This is a genomic window from Kordia sp. E, assembly GCF_056033805.1.
Genome location: NZ_JBRASR010000001.1, coordinates 345,027 through 361,397, shown reverse-complemented (window position 1 = coordinate 361,397; position 16,371 = coordinate 345,027). Strand labels below are relative to the sequence as shown.

Sequence of the window (16,371 nt, the reverse complement as noted above, 5' to 3'; positions counted from 1 at the left end):
AATTTACATAATCACAAATAAAGATTAGTTTTGTCGCAGATATGGAAATTATACAAAAATATTTTACTGATTTAACAGACGAACAAATTGAGCAATTTGGTCAGTTAGAAGCATTATACAAAGAGTGGAATGCACAGATTAATGTCATTTCACGAAAAGATATAGACGAATTGTACATACGACATGTATTGCATGCGTTGGCAATTGCAAAAGTGCAGCCATTTGTTGCAGGTTCACGAATTTTAGATGTTGGAACTGGCGGCGGATTTCCAGGAATTCCATTGGCAATATTATTTCCTGAAGTACAATTTGTATTAGTGGATGCCATTGGTAAAAAGATAAAAGTGGTGGAAGCTGTAGCTGAAAGTATTGGCTTAACAAATGTATCTGGACATCACATGCGCGCTGAAAAAGTAAAAGGCGAATTTGATTTTATCGTTAGTAGGGCAGTTACAAATATGTCCGATTTTGTAAAATGGGTTCGAAAGAAAGTTGCTAAAAAACAAAAACACGAACTTAAAAATGGAATCTTATATCTAAAAGGAGGTGATTTAACCGAAGAATTAAAAGATTTTATAAGAGCAAAACTATTTTCAATTCCAGATTATTTTGAAGAAGAGTTTTTTGAAACTAAAAAAGTAGTACATGTACCATTAAAATATAAACCATAAATAAAAAGCCCTTGCAAAAATTTAGCAAGGGCTTTTTCGTGTTTAGTTGGTTGGTTTGGTTATTGAGAGTCTTTATTTCTTTTTTAAAATGCTGTGGTAAGATTTACGGTCAAACCTGTACTTTGTGGTACAAATCGACAAACACCTCCAACACATACAAGTCCACCACGTTGTCTTCCGTAATTTAGTGCAATTCTTGATGCACCTCTTGCATAACTTCCTCCTACATTGTAATAGTGAATTTGTTCATCTTCTACATCATTTCCGTAGTTGTAAATATCAGTTGCGTAAAATGATAATCTTGGTGTTACGTTGAATTCTACTGTAGCTCCTGCCCAGTTTTTGTCATCATCTGGAGTCCATAAATGTTGTAATTCAAGTCGAACTGATCTTTTTGAGTTTATTTTATAAATAGCTTCAGCAACAGCAATATTTGAGTTTACAATACCGCGTTCATCATTAATAAAGCGTTGGTTGTAATATTGATTTACATAGTAAAAGATACTTTGCCATTTTTTATTCCATTTTTTTCGAACTTCCATACTAAATTCTGAGAAGTATTTTTTTCCAAAGCCAAAATATTCTACTTCAGCATCTCTATCTGTAAAATCAAAGTCTCCTTTTAATCCAGCCCAGTATGAAGCATTAACAGCAATTTTAGTTCCGTATTTACCTCCTAGTGTACTTCCTTTTTTGAAGTTGTAAAACATATCTATTTGTCCACCAATTTCTCCAAACTTGTTTAGTGTTGGGTCAGGAACAGAGATTGCAGCTTGCGCTTGATACACATAAATGTTTGTCAATGAATAATCGTGCTGTTTTGTTAAACCAGGTAAATAGTTCATAATATTTTCATTGAATACATTACCTGAAGCTTCTCTTTCTGAAAAGAAGGTCATGTTTTCTAATCTTCTAAAAGTAGCGTCAATTCCCAATCCTTTTTGAGAATATCCAGCGTTTACTAAAAGTGCGCCTCCTTTTTCTACGAAATTTTCAATATATCGTTGTGAATTTACAACGGCATCTTTTCCTTTAGTAATATATTCGACTCCTGAATAGAAAGAACTTCCTGAATAATCTAGTCTTGCAGAAAATGCATTTGTCATTTCATCAAAACCAGTATTTTGAAATTCTTGTGGAATATCTTGTTTTCTTCCAACATAACTGAATCCAGCGGAAAGTGTTGAAGTATCTAAGCTTAATGCTTTTGTTAAATCAATTTCTGAGTTAAATCCAAAAATTTCTCCATCAGAAACTTTAAACCCATCACGCTGTTTTGCATACATTGCTGTGAATGCTAGCGAGTTTGATGGTTCATATTTAACTCTTCCTCCTCTAAAGGAATTGTTGATACCTAAAGGTCTATTTTCCCAGCCTCTTAAAATAAGTCCACTTCCAAATTGCTCATAAAAATAACCAGCAGTTACTTCAAGTTTTCTTGATTTATACATTGCATAATATGTTGCAATGCCAGTATCATCTAGTTTTGGAGAGTAATTCAATAGCGGTTTTGGAAGATATGCTTCTACTTGAATTCCTGCGAACCAATTTCCGTAGTTGTAATCTAATTTTAAATAATTGTTAGATCTTAAATGTTCGTCTGGCTCACCAGGTTGTAAAAGTGGATCTGTAAAAGGTCCCAGTTGTGTATCGTCATTATACCATTGTACATTTGATTCAAATCCACCAGAGAGTGTTCCCCAATCTTTCTTTTTTTCTTCTTCCTGATCTTGTGCAAACGCAACAGAAAATGCCAATGCAAAAGAGAGATATAGTAATTTTTTCATGTAATAGTGTTAGTTAGTTTAATTTTGGTTGGTTCGTTAAGCCAGTGTCAGTTTTACTTGGCGTTTTTCTTAACTACATCATATAGTTCATCTTCTGCGCCAGGTTGATATCCTGTGTGACGCCAAACAATTTTACCATCTTTAATAACTATTACATGTGGAATAACTGAGATGTTTAATGATCGTTGTAAATCTTGATTTCCATCTAAAAGGATATTGTATTCCCAGCCTTTACCGTTAATTAATGGTTTAATTCTTTTTTTAGTTCTAGCATCATCTGTAGCGATTGCAATCAATTCAACATTTGTTTCATCTTTCCAATCGTCATATACGTCACTAATTGCATCAAGTTCATTAATACATGGTACACACCAAGTAGCCCAAAAGCTAATTATTTTAACACCTTCTCCTTTGGTGATTTCGTCCATTGAAATTGAAGTTCCGTTTAACTTTTTTACGGTAATATTCGGAATTTTTTTCTGTGCATTTGCTTGTATTGTGCATAATAGGAATACAACAACAATACTCATAATTGACTTCATAATATCTAGTTTAATAGTGAGATTGCCGTAAATATATAAAAGCTGACGTTAAAAAAGCAAGAAAAATAAAATAATTCGTTTTTAGCATTTTCTACACATTCTCTATATGTGTACTAGGCTATTTGTTTGGTTTACTGTTTATTAGATTTTTCTTTTTTTTAACAAAAATTTAATATAAATTAGTCCCCTATTACACCAAAACCAAACTTTATAAACAAAAAAAATCTTATGAAAACAAAAAACATTTTAAAGTGTTTAGTTGCTGTTGCAGCGCTATTTGCATACTCATGTGGTAGCGATTCAGATGGTGACGGAGGAACAACTACAGATCCAGGCGGAAGTACTGCGATTACTTCAATAACGGTTGCTTCAAGTAGCAATTCAGTTGAAGTTGGAAATCCAATTACATTTACTGTAACTGGAAATGATGGAACTAATGTTACATCAAGTTCTACTATTTTAGTTAACAATGCTGGTATTACAGGCGCTTCTTATACGCCAGATGCACCAGGTACGTATACAATTAAAGCTACGTATGAGCAATTAACGAGTACTCAACTTTTTGTTGAAGTAACTGCGGGACCAATTACTGCATTACGTGTTGAAAGTGCTGTTACAAGTTTAAAAGTAGGAGATACTGCTGACTTTATCGTAATCGGAACTGATGCGTTAGGAAATGAATATACTATTACTGACGATACTAATATTTCAGTAAATGGAACTCCAATTACTGGAAGTAGATTTATGGTTACTACATTAGGAGATATTACGGCAGTCGCTACAAAAGATGACGTAACATCAGATGCATTTATGCTTCCTGTAACAGATGAAACTGCGCCAGCATCATTTGTTAAAAACGCATTAATTGAAGATTACACTGGAACATGGTGTGGATGGTGTCCAAGAGTAGCATATGCTATTGAGCTTGTTGAAGCTCAGTCTGATAAGGTATTTGTTAATGCTGTACATAGTGGTGACCCAATGGAGAATCCTTATGGTGCTACTTTAGATAATATCTATGTAACTTCAGGATATCCTACTGCAGTATTAAATAGAGATGTTGATTGGACGTATCCAGAGCCAAGTAATGTTGCGCAAGCTACAGCTTTAGCTACAGGATATACAACTTCAGGTTTGTCTATAAACTCTTTATTAACAGGAAATGAATTAAACATATATGTAAGTTCTGCATTTTCACAGAGTACACCAGGAGCTAAATTAGTAGTAATGATTCTTGAAGACGGAATTGTTGCTTCTCAAGCAAACTATACAAGTTATTATGACTCAGCAGATCCAATTCCACAATTTGAGCACAATCATACTTTAAGACATTCAGTTACGAATGTTTTAGGAGATGCTATTGCAAATACAGGTGCTAGCTCAAAGAACGAAGATGTATTTACGCTTACTGTTCCAAATACAGTAAACAATTCTAGTAAAATGTCTATTTTGGTTTTAATTGTAGGACCAGATGATAAAGTACTTAATGTGAATGGTGCGCATGTAGGAGTAGATAAAGACTATAGCGGAACCTAATAATTATAATTAGCGGGAATTTTTTTAAATTCTTAAATATAAAAAGCGACTCAATTGAGTCGCTTTTTTTTGTTACCCACTATTGACTATTAACTTCTTATGGTAAAACCGTACCGAAAAATGATTATGAGTATGTATTTTTAGGTATAAATCAAAAAATACATATCATGAAAAAAAGAAATTTAAAGAAAATTAGCTTAAACAAAAAAGTAGTTTCAACTTTTAAAGTTGAAGAATTAAAAGGAGGAGCGCTTAGTGATTTATGGCATCAAGATGAAGATGGATACTATGTGTGTTGTACTTTTTTTGGACCATGTTAAATCTGTAAACTGATTTTAACCATAAATAACAATAATATAAAGAATAGAAAAGCCAGTACTTTTATAATACTGGCTTTTTATATTTATTTAATGATTACTTTTTCTGTTTGAATGTTATTATCGTATTTCAACTGTAACATATACATTCCAGCTTGAAGTGAAATAGGAAGATTTAATGTTGATTGCAATGCAGTCTTTTTTGTGTTTAAAACGACTCTTCCTGAAATATCATAGATTGAAATACTAAGTTCATTAATCGGTTTCTGAACGATTAATTTCAATTCATTTTTAATTGGGTTTTCTGCTAATTGTATTGTGTTATTTTCAATATTTGATGGAATACTTAATGTAGAAGAAACAATTTCATTCCAAGCAAATTGTACGTTTGGATCAGTAAGAATAACATGTCCTTCATTTGTTGGTGGCATATACCAAGCATCAAAAGGAGATTCGTTTGCAGTAGTTCCATTATTTGGGTCTGGAGTCGCATACCAATCATTTTGGTTTTTTAGCGCCATGCCACTTATTGTTGGAATAAAGTTGAAGTAATCTGTTTGTAATCCCGCGAAAAATGCATCTATAGTTGGATCACCGCCAGCAAAACTTCCAGATAACGCACCTAAATCAAACAATCCGCCCATTGCGGCATCAATTCCATTAGAATAACTGTAAGAGCGAGAATCTGCATTTGCATTAATATCACAAAAACATAAAAAAGGCGCATCAATCCATATATTACTAACTTCATCTGTTACATTGGCGGCATGTGTATACCAAACTTTTAAATGCGCATCTGTTAAGAAAGCTACGTCATTAATAGTGATGTCTAATACTTGTCTTCCGGGCAATATATTCCCTCCGTTTTTATCTTGATATGGAGCGCTATTTCCACTTCCATTTATGATAGAAACTTTTCTTAGGTTTTCAGGGAATCCTGAAGTTGTTAAACCGTTAAGTCTATTAAAAAATAAGTCCTTAAAAGAATGAGCAGTTGGTAATACAATACTATTATCAAACTCTGCAATTTGCCCGCTTTGTAAATGTGCTTCCATGTGATCTGTTAACATCTGTCTAGCAGCAGGAGACTTAAGCATTCCATCTACAATTGGACGTAAAGATTCTACGCTAAAATCCCCAACCCAAGTATCTAATCCGTATGCGAGATAGTTGAATAAGTGTTGAAATCCAATAGGAACATTCGCCCCTAAATGTGGTGAGTCAAAAGAAATCCATAAGCGTGTATCATGATTTTGTGAAGGTTGACTTTCCATATAGTTTAAAGCATACCTTGAAATCAATCCGCCCATACTTGGGCCAATAATAACGTTTTCTTCGTTCCCTACTTTTTGACTATTTATGGTATTGATGAGTTCTACTAAAATCATTGCGTTACGTTCTATATAATCGGCACCGCCATCAACTAAAGTACTTCCTGCGGGATAATCATTTTCATCAATAATCATATCATTATTAGTATCCATTACTTGACTCAGTAATATTAATGAGTTATCAGCTAACCGTAGATATTGTGGTAAGTTTAAGATGATAATGTCAAAATCTTCTTCTGCTCTAATACGATCTGCTAAATTTTGTGTCATTCCATTGTTGTCAGTATACGTCAGTAAGTCGTAAACAGAATTAATATCACGTGTATCACTTGGATCAAAGCCATCAATAACAATAATAGGTTTGACTATGTCAGTATTGTTTGCGCCTAAAAAGACTTGGTATTCTCCCATACCCGCAAAACTTGTAGCACCAGAATAAATCGATAAATCAGGACTTATAGAGGCAGTAATTGATTGAGGATTCTCTTGATCTTCTGTTTGTGGACGACCGTGAATGATAATATGTGATGAGGTAATTTTCTCTTCACCAGAAGCCAGTCGTACTTTAAAAGTCAATTGTTTCTTTCCAGAAGTTGTATAGTTTATGGGAATTGGTAGATCAAAGTTCACTTGAGTGAAACCATCACCAGTATCAAAATCAATAAAAAATTGCGCAATGTTTGTTTCCGCATCAGCGTTAAATAATGAACGATCTACATAAAAAGAAGTTTGCAATCCATGTTTGTGAACGCTCAAAGGCGCAATGATCAATTCTTCTTTTTGAATAAAAATAGTTGTTACGGCATTTTGATGAACTTTATATGTATTGTCTTCTAGAATGATATCACCATTAACAGCAGCTTCTGGATTGATGATTTCATATTCAGCATAAATTCCTCCAATTTTTATGGTTTCATTATATGAAGTAACTCTCATGTTATTTTCAATAGAAAGAAAAGGAGTTGTTTTCCCAGCATGCGTTAATTCTTTTGAAGCTTGCAGTAAGCTATACATGCTATTGTATTCAGAATGATTTTTCAGAATAGAAAATGGAGCCGTTTCCAATACAAGTGTTTCGGTTTGTTTAGGAATAGAACTTAATTCGACATAATTCGTATTTATTTGCGCAAAAAGACATAGCGGAAATAGAAATAAAAATAATTTCAACTTCATGTGTTATAATTTAGGGGTTTTTTGAAAAAACATAGAAAATTAACATATTTATTGTTAAATATGAATTTTTAAACCCTTAAATGTTGAAAATTAATAAAATAGGTGAGAGGTTATAATAAAAAAAGCTGAAGAGTTACCTTCAGCTTTTCCACTAATATATTTATAATTCTTATCCTAAGAATGGATATCTGTAATCTATTGGTGTAACAAACGTTTCTTTAATTAAACGTGGAGAAACCCAACGAAGTAAGTTTTGTGCAGAACCAGCTTTGTCATTTGTTCCAGATGCTCTTGCACCTCCAAATGGTTGTTGTCCTACAACAGCTCCAGTTGGCTTGTCATTAATATAGAAGTTTCCAGCACAGTTTTCTAATGCTTTCGTAGCTTCATCAACTGCATAACGATCTCTAGAGAAAACTGCTCCTGTTAATGCATACTCAGAAGTTTCATCAACTAGCTTTAATGTTTCTGACCAATCAGCATCTTCATATACATAAACAGTCATAACAGGTCCAAATAACTCTGTTTCCATTGTTGTATACTTTGGATCTTTAGCAACAATTAGCGTTGGTTCAATAAAGTATCCTTTCGATTTATCATAATTTCCACCAGCAATAACTTCTGCGTTTGCATCAGCTTTCGCTTGATCAATATATTTTGCCAATTTGTCAAATGAACCTTCATGAATTACTGCTGTAATATAGTTTCCTAAATCAGCAGGTGAACCCATTTTGAAAGTGGCCATATCTTCTTTTACATAGTTTAGTACTTCATCAGCCATTGATTTTGGTAAATATGCTCTTGAAGCTGCACTACATTTTTGTCCTTGGAATTCAAAAGCGCCACGTGTAATTCCTGTAGCAACTTGTTTAGGATTTGCACTTGGATGTGCAATGATGAAATCTTTTCCACCAGTTTCCCCAACAATTTTTGGATAGGTTTTATAAGTATGAATGTTGTTTCCAATCTTTTTCCAAAGCTCTTTAAATACATGTGTAGAACCTGTAAAGTGAACTCCTGCAAAATCAGGACTTTCTAAAACTGTATCAGTAATCATTACTGGATCACCATAGACAACATTAATTACTCCATCTGGCACACCAGCTTCTTTGAAAATATCTACAATCACTTTTGCAGAGAAAATTTGACTATCACTTGGTTTCCAAACAACAGTATTCCCCATCATTGCAGCACTTGCTGGTAAATTAGCTGCAATTGCAGTAAAGTTAAATGGTGTAATAGCATATACAAAACCTTCTAATGGTCTGTATTCAACACGATTCCAAATACCTTCTGCTGAATCTGGTTGCTCTTCATAAATTTGAGACATAAATTCTACGTTAAAACGTAAAAAGTCAATCAACTCACAAGCAGCATCAATTTCTGCTTGTTGCACAGTTTTAGATTGTGCAATCATAGTAGCAGCATTAATTTTTGCTCTGTAAGGTCCAGCGATCAATTCAGCAGCTTTTAAAAAGATAGCTGCACGTTGTTCCCACGTTAATTGTGCCCACTTTTCTCTAGCTTCTAAAGCAGTTTCAATAGCCTGAGTTACATGCTTCTTTTCTGCTAAATGATACGTTCCTACAACATGTTTATGATCGTGTGGAGGTGTCATTGTTCTGGTGTTTCCAGTTTTTACTTCTTCACTACCAATGTACATAGGAACATCTACGTTTCCATTAAAATAAGTATCATATTGTGCAGTCACAGCAGCTCTTTCTGGTGTTCCTGGTGCATATGATTTTACAGTCTCATTTATAGCAGTCGGAACTTGAAAAAATCCTTTTCCCATAGGTGATATATTTAATTGTGTATTGATTAAAAATTTAGGTTGCAAAGATACAAAAAAAAGTACCGTAAAAAGCAGTTCATTTTTTGTTATAATTACCTTGTGTTGGTCGTTTTTTATTAAAAAACATACATTTGTATTATTACACCACAACTACAGAAAATTTTTGTAAGTTGTTCATCTAAAGTTAGACAAAGTTTTCTATGTGTACAGTAGGTTTTATTTATAAAGGAAATCAAGAGTTTATATTGACTTCAAATTTAGAAGAATCGCTAACACATGCTACAAATTTGCCTGCTACTTATGAAATGTTCAGAGCAAAAATGATTTATCTGAAAAAGTGTAATATCTTTAAATTTACTAGAAACTGTGCATGAGTAATACTGGTACTATATTAATATTAGCGTATCCTGATACTATTGTAAGAACTGCAGAAGAATGGTATTCGCCATTTCTTAGATTTATCGGAATCGGTAAGAAGAATTATATTCGTGCAGGACATGCGGCATTAGTGTTGATAGAAAAATCAACAGGAACTATTGATTATCATGATTATGGACGGTATGTTACTAAATTATCTTACGGACGTGTTCGGTCTAAAGAGCGAGATCGTGAGCTCGATTTCCCACTAAAAGCAATTGTACGCAATGGTAAAATTGTCAACTTAGACGAATTGTTGTTATTTCTTGGGAACAATCCGCATTTAACACATGGAGAAGGAAAAATGATTGCTTCGGTATGCGATCAAGTGGATTACACAAAAGCACGAAACTATATCGATTTTTGCCTAAGGCAAGGATCAACAACGTATGCGGCTTTTTTGAAAAATGCATCTAATTGTGCTCGATTTGTAACAGATACACTCATTGAATCTGTGACCAATCTGAAAGTAAAAAAACGATTGAAAAAATCAACATGGTTTACGCCAAGCACCGTTGAGAATGTAATATTGGCAAGCACAACAGAACAGGTATATGAAGTTGTTGACGATACTGTTAGCAAATTTACATCAACTTCTCGGAAAGAAACAGTGCGTTGTTTTTCTGATCGATTAAAAAATCATCAAGCAAATTTAGAAGGAACGCTAACTCCTAAATCAATTAGCAACATATCTGAAAATGCACAATGGTTGTCTGGAATAGGATCAGGAGTTTGGTTTGAAATAGAGAAACTTCCAGCGGTTACTTATTGTTATAGAATTCGAAGAATTTCTCCGAATGCTCACGTGGATGTTGATGGAATTTTTAAGGTTAGTGATCCAAGATTTGATCTTGAAAAACCGTATCAATTTATTCATGACTCTAACTGTTCTTACTGCAATATTCTGCAAGATGACACTATATATTACTTTAGTTTTCAAGAAGATTACAAGCTATCCATTGAATAGCTTAAATCGCTTGAATATGTTTTATAATGGCGGATTTATTTTTTTGTAATAATGTGTGCGATTGTATCTTGTGCCTGATGAAAAAAAGATGAACGATCCAAAAATATCATATGCGTAATGTAGTAGAAGATCTCCGTTTTCAGAGGTTCCGATACGCATTTTTTTACTTTCAACGCCACCAAAAAGTAACGGAACTCCTATAACTTTTACATGCTTATTCTTTAAGTGAATAAATCCGTTGGGTCTTAATTTCATTTTAATGGTTCTTTCAAAAAGAAATGTATTCTTGCGTTTAAACGTAAATGAAACTTTGTTTTTTGATACAATTTTTACTGCCATGGTAACATCAGCAGGATTTAACTCCAATCTAGTTCCTAAAATGTAATGGTCGGGATATTCAATGTCATTGTCAATTTCGTATACATCGCCACCTTTTGATACAAAAGATTCGAATGCTTCAAATTCGTAAATTCCTTCAATAGAATGAATATTGTTTTTCGTTAATTCAGATTGCTGATCTTTTGAAATTTTGTTTGAATACGAAGCGCAACTCGTGAGGCTAATCACTAATAATGCGAGAATTATTTTGTGTAATTTTTTCATGATGAAGTATGTATTCGTTTAAAATAAAATGTAGTATTATGATTTCTAGAATCAGACAAAATAATTAATGCGCCACCAGTAATGTGATGAATATTATGAATGACGAGATCGTTATTTTTGCTAATTCCAATTCTAGATTTATTGATTTGTATATTCCCGAAAATAAGCGGAACTCCCATGATTTCAGTTTTTCGATTTTTTAAATGAAGCATGCCATTTCTTCGAATTTTCATTCTTAAAATTGTCTCTTTAATTATTCTATCTTCATTACGATATGTGAATTTAATTTCTGTGTTGGATATAAGTTTAATATCCACAACAAGTTTTTTTACGATAATTGAATCAATATAAGATGTATTTGTAAAGCGGTTTATGGTAGTGCCTGTATTTGGTTTGTCGTATTGAATAATCTCTGGACCACTTCGCATTTTGAAATAGGAATCATAACATTCAATTTCGTAGGTTCCTTCAATATTTTGGACGTTCTCTTTAGTTAATTTTTTTGTTTGATCGCGAGTGATTTTATTCGAAAACGAAGCACAACTTGATAAACTTAAAATTCCGACAAGCGCTACAAGTATGTAGTGTGTGTGTTTCATGGTAACTGATGTTTTAATGTTTATTTCAAAAGTATTGCAATAATTACAAGATGAATCGTAGGAATAGCAATTGGGAATATTTATTTTTGTGAAAATCACAAATGAGATGCAAGATTTTTTTCTATCTAAAATAAAAGAAGTATTGCCTGAAAATACTTCCTTAATTGATACAGTTGCGGAAGTATTAGATATCAGTTATGATGCAGCACACAGACGTACAAGCTTAAAAAGCAAGCTATCTTTAGAAGAAGCTGTCAAACTATCACGTCATTTTAATATGTCTATAGATCAGCTGTATGCAATTGGTTTTCAGAATGTTGTTGCAGTTGAAAAAACACAAATCATCAAATCGCAAGAAGATTTAGAAGTTTATTTTAAAGCTTCTCATGATAACTTGAAGCAAATTTTGGCAATGAAAAATTCAGAAATCATCTATTCAGCCAAAGATTTGCCAATATTTTACACAGCTTCAGATAATGTGTTATCACGTTTCAAAATGTATGTTTGGTTGCAATTATTAAGTGAAGAAAATAATGGTATTGCTTTTGAAAATTTTGCACCTTCCGTTTCTTTAGTTGCGGCGGCTTCTCGCTTGGGCGAATTGTATGCAAATCTAAAAGTAACTGAGATTTGGGATATTACTACAATCAATAGTACGCTAAAACAAATTCATTTCTACTATAAATCAACATTGCTAACAGATGAAATGGCAATTACATTGTGTGATGATTTAAAAAAGTTGGTAGAAATGATAGAAGATAAAGTTGCCAATGATGAGCAATATCAATTGTTTTATAATGAATTGCTCTTAATGAATAATACGGTTTTGGTGAAAACGCCAATCATAAAAACCTTATTTGTTCCGTATACAATTCTATCTTATTACAAAACAAGTGATACGAAAACATTAACGCAAGTTGATCAGCATTTACAGCGACAAATGCGAAATTCAAAACTATTATCGAGTGCAGGAAAAAAGGAGCAACGTATTTTTTTTAGCAAAATGTATAAAAAAATTGATGCTTTAAAATACCTAATTGATGCAGAGAACGTGTTAGATTTTGAATGATTATTTGTGAGATTCTAAACTTATTTTTTCAATAGCAAAATTTAGTTGAGTATCCTTATAATTCAAAAAATCTTGATGGGTTTGGACAACTCTGAAATCTGGCTTAACTCCGTCTCCATATTTTTGATCTGCGAGCTGTTTTACATCTTGCGCTATATCAACGATTGAAAAAGTTAGATCTAATTTAGAGTTTGGTAACTGATATGTTACAGGAATATGTCCTGTGTGTCCATAATATCCGCCCAAAGTTTCTTCGCCAATAATTATTGCATTTCCATCACTTTTTAATAAGCTAGCAAATAATGAACCTGCGGAAGCCACGAACGGATCAATGAGCACTGTTATTTTCCCGTTGAAAGCATTTTTGTTAGGATTCCAAATGCTATTGAATGTAGTATTTTGATAATATTTAGAGTCTATAAAAATTGAATGTTCTTCTTTTAGTTCATCAGCTAATTCTTCAATATCGTCATATATATAATGTTCTTGATTTGGAACCTTTTGGAAGAGTGTAAAAGCAGTAGTGTTTTCTTTAAAACTTCTTTTTGTTAAATACGAATATAAAAGCAAATCGTTAGGATCATTTCCACCGCCATTTCCGCGAATATCTACAATTAAGTTTGGAATATTATTTGTTTTTAATTGTGTAAAAATTGAATCTAAAAAATGAGCATACTTTTTATGACCTTCAGATTTTGGTCCGCCAATTGCAAAAGTGGGAATTTCCAAAATCCCAGTATGTATGCTATCAATATATTTATAGGTGTAATTTTCATCCTTTAGTTCCTCATACTTTTTTGAAAATCGGTTTTTATAATTTTTGTAAAAATCTTTATACGTAATACTTTCTATTTTTAACTCTTGAATTTTATCTGAGTTTTTCACTTTGTACTTTAAATCGAAATTATTTTGCTTCCCTAATGCTAAATAAATATAGAATGGAAGCCAATCTGTTTCAATACTGGCATACTTTCCTGTTGTGTTGAAACCGTCTGTACTGACATATTTTGAGATAAGACTTGAAAATTGATTTCCAGAAATAGTATTCACTGAAATTAGTTCACTGCCAATAGGAATTCCTTTATAATCAAGATTTGTATAAAGCTTGTCATTAATATATTTTAATGGTATTGGGAAATATATTTTTTCCTTGCTTAAATTTTCATCTAAAGAATCAGGATACTTCAAACTATTATGGCAACTACCAGTATAATCGATTACGTTCCATAGAATGTTGTAAAATTCACGGTAAGATAATTTTTCGATAAGTAACTTTTTATTAGAAGTAAATACGCTATCAATTTCTGCTTTTGTATGATATTTATACAATCCAGCATTGGCATTTGTGTAAATAGAAGTCAGTAAATTATAATCTTCAAGCATTTCTTTTTGAGTAAGTAAACCTGATTGATTATTACCAGTTTCTTTATTTGCTGAGTTGCAAGAAACTAATAAGAGAACGATTGAAAGTAATTTTATATAATTCATCATGTGAAGCTTTGTGTGTACAAAATTGATACTAAAAAAGTACACATACAGTTAAGCCTTGGTTAAAGAAGAGTTAATGCTAATTGAGGTGAGTTGATTTGAAAAATGAAAGATTCGTAAAATTTTGTTTATCAGAATTTTATGAATTTTTTAAGTTAATGCAAGGTTAATGCTACCATTTTAAAAATGCAGCATAACAAAATTTAAAAAACGATCTATAAATATTAACTTAAGATTAGTTCAATGCAAAAGGTGCACTCAATTTAAACGTAGGAATCACAACTCTAAACTTTTTTGTCGTTGTGAAATTGACCATATTATAATGTCCGCGCATAGCTCCAATAGGAGAAGAAAGTAAACAGCCAGATTGATAGGTGTGCGATTCTCCAGGTTTTAAAACTGGTTTTTTCCCTATAACACCTTCGCCATCAACAATTTCAATGCTATTTAAAGCATCAAAAATTTGCCAATGTCTTGAGGTTAATTGGACAGAATCTTTACTTTGATTTTCGATCGTGATTTCGTAACCAAATGCGAAATGCATTTTGTAGTTTTTGTAGAAAGTGCCTTCAAAGCTAGTTTCTACTGAAATTTTTATACCTCTGGTTACTTGTTGAATCATTTGGTTAAAGGGTAATTACAAATAGTGATTTTAAAGCAATACACTCAAAAATACGAATTTTATAATCATTTTCTAAAAGCGAACTGAAATTTTAACGTATTTGTAAGATAAAAAAGGGTTTAATTCTTAATTACACTTGAATTTGTAGCTCCAATTCCAATAATACTATCATACACTTGTCCAAATTTTCTAAAGTATACAATGATCAAATAATCATTTTCTGTTTGAAAATAAGAACCACTAATTTTTGCATGCTCTATCTCATTCTTGCCATTTACGACAACATATTTATAATTGTAAAAACCTTGTTTGAGTAAAATTTCAGCTTCATACAAATCAGTCTCGGCATTGTAAAATAGTTGATTGTCTTCAGTCAATGCATAATTATTAAAACGTCCGTACACATAAATCTTACTATTTTCAAGCTTCATATAATTATTCAATGAAAAATGCATCATTACATAGTCAGCTTCAATAGAAGGATCTTCACCTTGAATTGTATTTATTAAAAAATTACCATTTACATCAGGATTAAAAGTGTATGGTTGACCTGCGCGAGTTCCATTTGTATGGAGATAATTGTGGTATACATCACGTAATTCAATTCGAGCAATATTAATATTTCCACCTCTAATTTCTTTATTGTCAAAATTGAAGAATTCGTTTCCTCCACGAAAACTCGTTTCCGTATTGTAACGATACATTAATTTTTTGCCTAATGTATATTGTGGTTTTACATTCATAATAGCTCTGTTCCATTGATAATTCTGTAAAATCGCTACTTTTACTTCGCGTTCAGGGTTTCGTAAAAATAGATTAGGAGAATTGATTTCAAACTGAATCAATTGGTCTTTTTCAATAGTGCTGAGGTTGCGTGTACGATGCACAGCTGCGCTAACATTTACATCGTTTTGATACACAATAAATTTTCTGGAAAACATCAATTCGTCATCATCATTGTAAATAGAAAGCATATAATTTCCGTTCAATAAAAGGGTCGTGAACCTATTTGGAATTGTTAATCTGTAATTTGAAAATAATTGTAATGTATTGAATGAATTTTCATAATTAATGATACGTTGATTGTCAAAACCTCGCATGTACTGAGCTTTAGAAAGGTTTGAAGGTGTCCAATCGTAATTACAATGTACTATTTTATAATAATAATCTGCTTCATCTCCATTAACATCATCAAACGTAATATTAAAAGGATCGCCTAATTTTAAGACAGGAAATTGATCGCCATTATTTGATCCTGATAGGATAATACTTTTAATGAAATTTGGAGGAGCAACTTCTTTCAAAGGTTCAACTTGAGCATTCATTAAAAAAGAAGGGCTCACAATAAAAACAAAAATGTAAAAAATACGAAGCATCATTGATTTTGAGTTTTTACAAAGATATGCAAATTGTATGCCTAAACGAGATTCAATAGATATTGGTATGAAAAGCTG

General features: G+C 32.2%; 14 protein-coding genes. 5 read left to right on the top strand and 9 right to left on the bottom strand.

What is annotated here, in order from left to right:
- Positions 1-41 precede the first annotated feature (41 nt).
- On the top strand, positions 42-671 hold the full coding sequence (gene rsmG / locus ACUUYC_RS01755) for a 16S rRNA (guanine(527)-N(7))-methyltransferase RsmG (protein ID WP_474263171.1): 630 nt from the start codon (positions 42-44) through the stop codon (positions 669-671).
- Between the two features lie 83 nt (positions 672-754).
- Here the strand turns inward: rsmG and ACUUYC_RS01750 are convergent, their stop codons facing one another.
- Positions 755-2,458: a DUF6029 family protein gene (locus ACUUYC_RS01750; protein WP_474263169.1), complete on the bottom strand. Its 1,704-nt coding sequence runs from the start codon at positions 2,456-2,458 to the stop codon at positions 755-757.
- Between the two features lie 53 nt (positions 2,459-2,511).
- Entirely contained in the window at positions 2,512-3,000 is a 489-nt protein-coding gene (locus tag ACUUYC_RS01745; protein ID WP_474263167.1) for a TlpA family protein disulfide reductase, read from the bottom strand.
- 228 nt (positions 3,001-3,228) lie between these two features.
- Here ACUUYC_RS01745 and ACUUYC_RS01740 point away from each other — a divergent pair, with 228 nt between their 5' ends.
- Both ACUUYC_RS01740 and ACUUYC_RS01735 read left to right on the top strand, forming a co-directional pair.
- Positions 3,229-4,536, top strand: a complete 1,308-nt coding sequence (locus ACUUYC_RS01740) for an Omp28-related outer membrane protein (protein ID WP_474263165.1) — start codon at positions 3,229-3,231, stop codon at positions 4,534-4,536.
- 167 nt (positions 4,537-4,703) lie between these two features.
- Positions 4,704-4,856, top strand: coding sequence for a hypothetical protein (locus tag ACUUYC_RS01735; RefSeq protein ID WP_430409893.1), 153 nt, complete (start codon positions 4,704-4,706; stop codon positions 4,854-4,856).
- An 83-nt stretch (positions 4,857-4,939) separates the two neighbouring features.
- On the opposite strand, the gene ACUUYC_RS01730 is transcribed toward ACUUYC_RS01735, so the two are convergent.
- A complete protein-coding gene (locus ACUUYC_RS01730) occupies positions 4,940-7,357 on the bottom strand; it encodes a T9SS type A sorting domain-containing protein (RefSeq protein ID WP_474263163.1) in 2,418 nt (805 codons plus the stop codon).
- A 169-nt stretch (positions 7,358-7,526) separates the two neighbouring features.
- Positions 7,527-9,152 carry an L-glutamate gamma-semialdehyde dehydrogenase gene (pruA, locus tag ACUUYC_RS01725; RefSeq protein ID WP_474263161.1) on the bottom strand — a complete coding sequence of 542 codons (1,626 nt, stop codon included), beginning with the start codon at positions 9,150-9,152 and terminating at the stop codon, positions 7,527-7,529.
- A gap of 370 nt (positions 9,153-9,522) precedes the next feature.
- Here pruA and ACUUYC_RS01720 point away from each other — a divergent pair, with 370 nt between their 5' ends.
- The gene (locus ACUUYC_RS01720) at positions 9,523-10,536 is read left to right on the top strand and encodes a DUF6695 family protein (RefSeq protein ID WP_474263159.1); all 1,014 of its coding nucleotides are present in this window, start codon (positions 9,523-9,525) and stop codon (positions 10,534-10,536) included.
- A gap of 21 nt (positions 10,537-10,557) precedes the next feature.
- On the opposite strand, the gene ACUUYC_RS01715 is transcribed toward ACUUYC_RS01720, so the two are convergent.
- Both ACUUYC_RS01715 and ACUUYC_RS01710 read right to left on the bottom strand, forming a co-directional pair.
- Positions 10,558-11,139, bottom strand: a complete 582-nt coding sequence (locus ACUUYC_RS01715) for a hypothetical protein (RefSeq protein WP_474263157.1) — start codon at positions 11,137-11,139, stop codon at positions 10,558-10,560.
- Entirely contained in the window at positions 11,136-11,738 is a 603-nt protein-coding gene (locus tag ACUUYC_RS01710) for a hypothetical protein (protein WP_474263155.1), read from the bottom strand. Before ACUUYC_RS01710 ends, ACUUYC_RS01715 begins: the two co-directional genes overlap by 4 nt.
- 106 nt (positions 11,739-11,844) lie before the next feature.
- On the opposite strand from ACUUYC_RS01710, the gene ACUUYC_RS01705 reads away from it, so the two are divergent.
- Entirely contained in the window at positions 11,845-12,807 is a 963-nt protein-coding gene (locus tag ACUUYC_RS01705; RefSeq protein WP_474263153.1) for a hypothetical protein, read from the top strand.
- On the opposite strand, the gene ACUUYC_RS01700 is transcribed toward ACUUYC_RS01705, so the two are convergent.
- From ACUUYC_RS01700 to ACUUYC_RS01690, 3 genes are all read right to left on the bottom strand, one after another.
- A complete protein-coding gene (locus ACUUYC_RS01700; RefSeq protein ID WP_474263151.1) occupies positions 12,808-14,298 on the bottom strand; it encodes a S41 family peptidase in 1,491 nt (496 codons plus the stop codon).
- A gap of 232 nt (positions 14,299-14,530) precedes the next feature.
- On the bottom strand, positions 14,531-14,917 hold the full coding sequence (apaG, locus tag ACUUYC_RS01695) for a Co2+/Mg2+ efflux protein ApaG (RefSeq protein WP_046757257.1): 387 nt from the start codon (positions 14,915-14,917) through the stop codon (positions 14,531-14,533).
- 119 nt (positions 14,918-15,036) lie between these two features.
- Complete coding sequence (locus tag ACUUYC_RS01690; protein ID WP_474263573.1) at positions 15,037-16,293, bottom strand: type IX secretion system plug protein; 1,257 nt, start codon at positions 16,291-16,293, stop codon at positions 15,037-15,039.
- Positions 16,294-16,371: the final 78 nt, after the last annotated feature.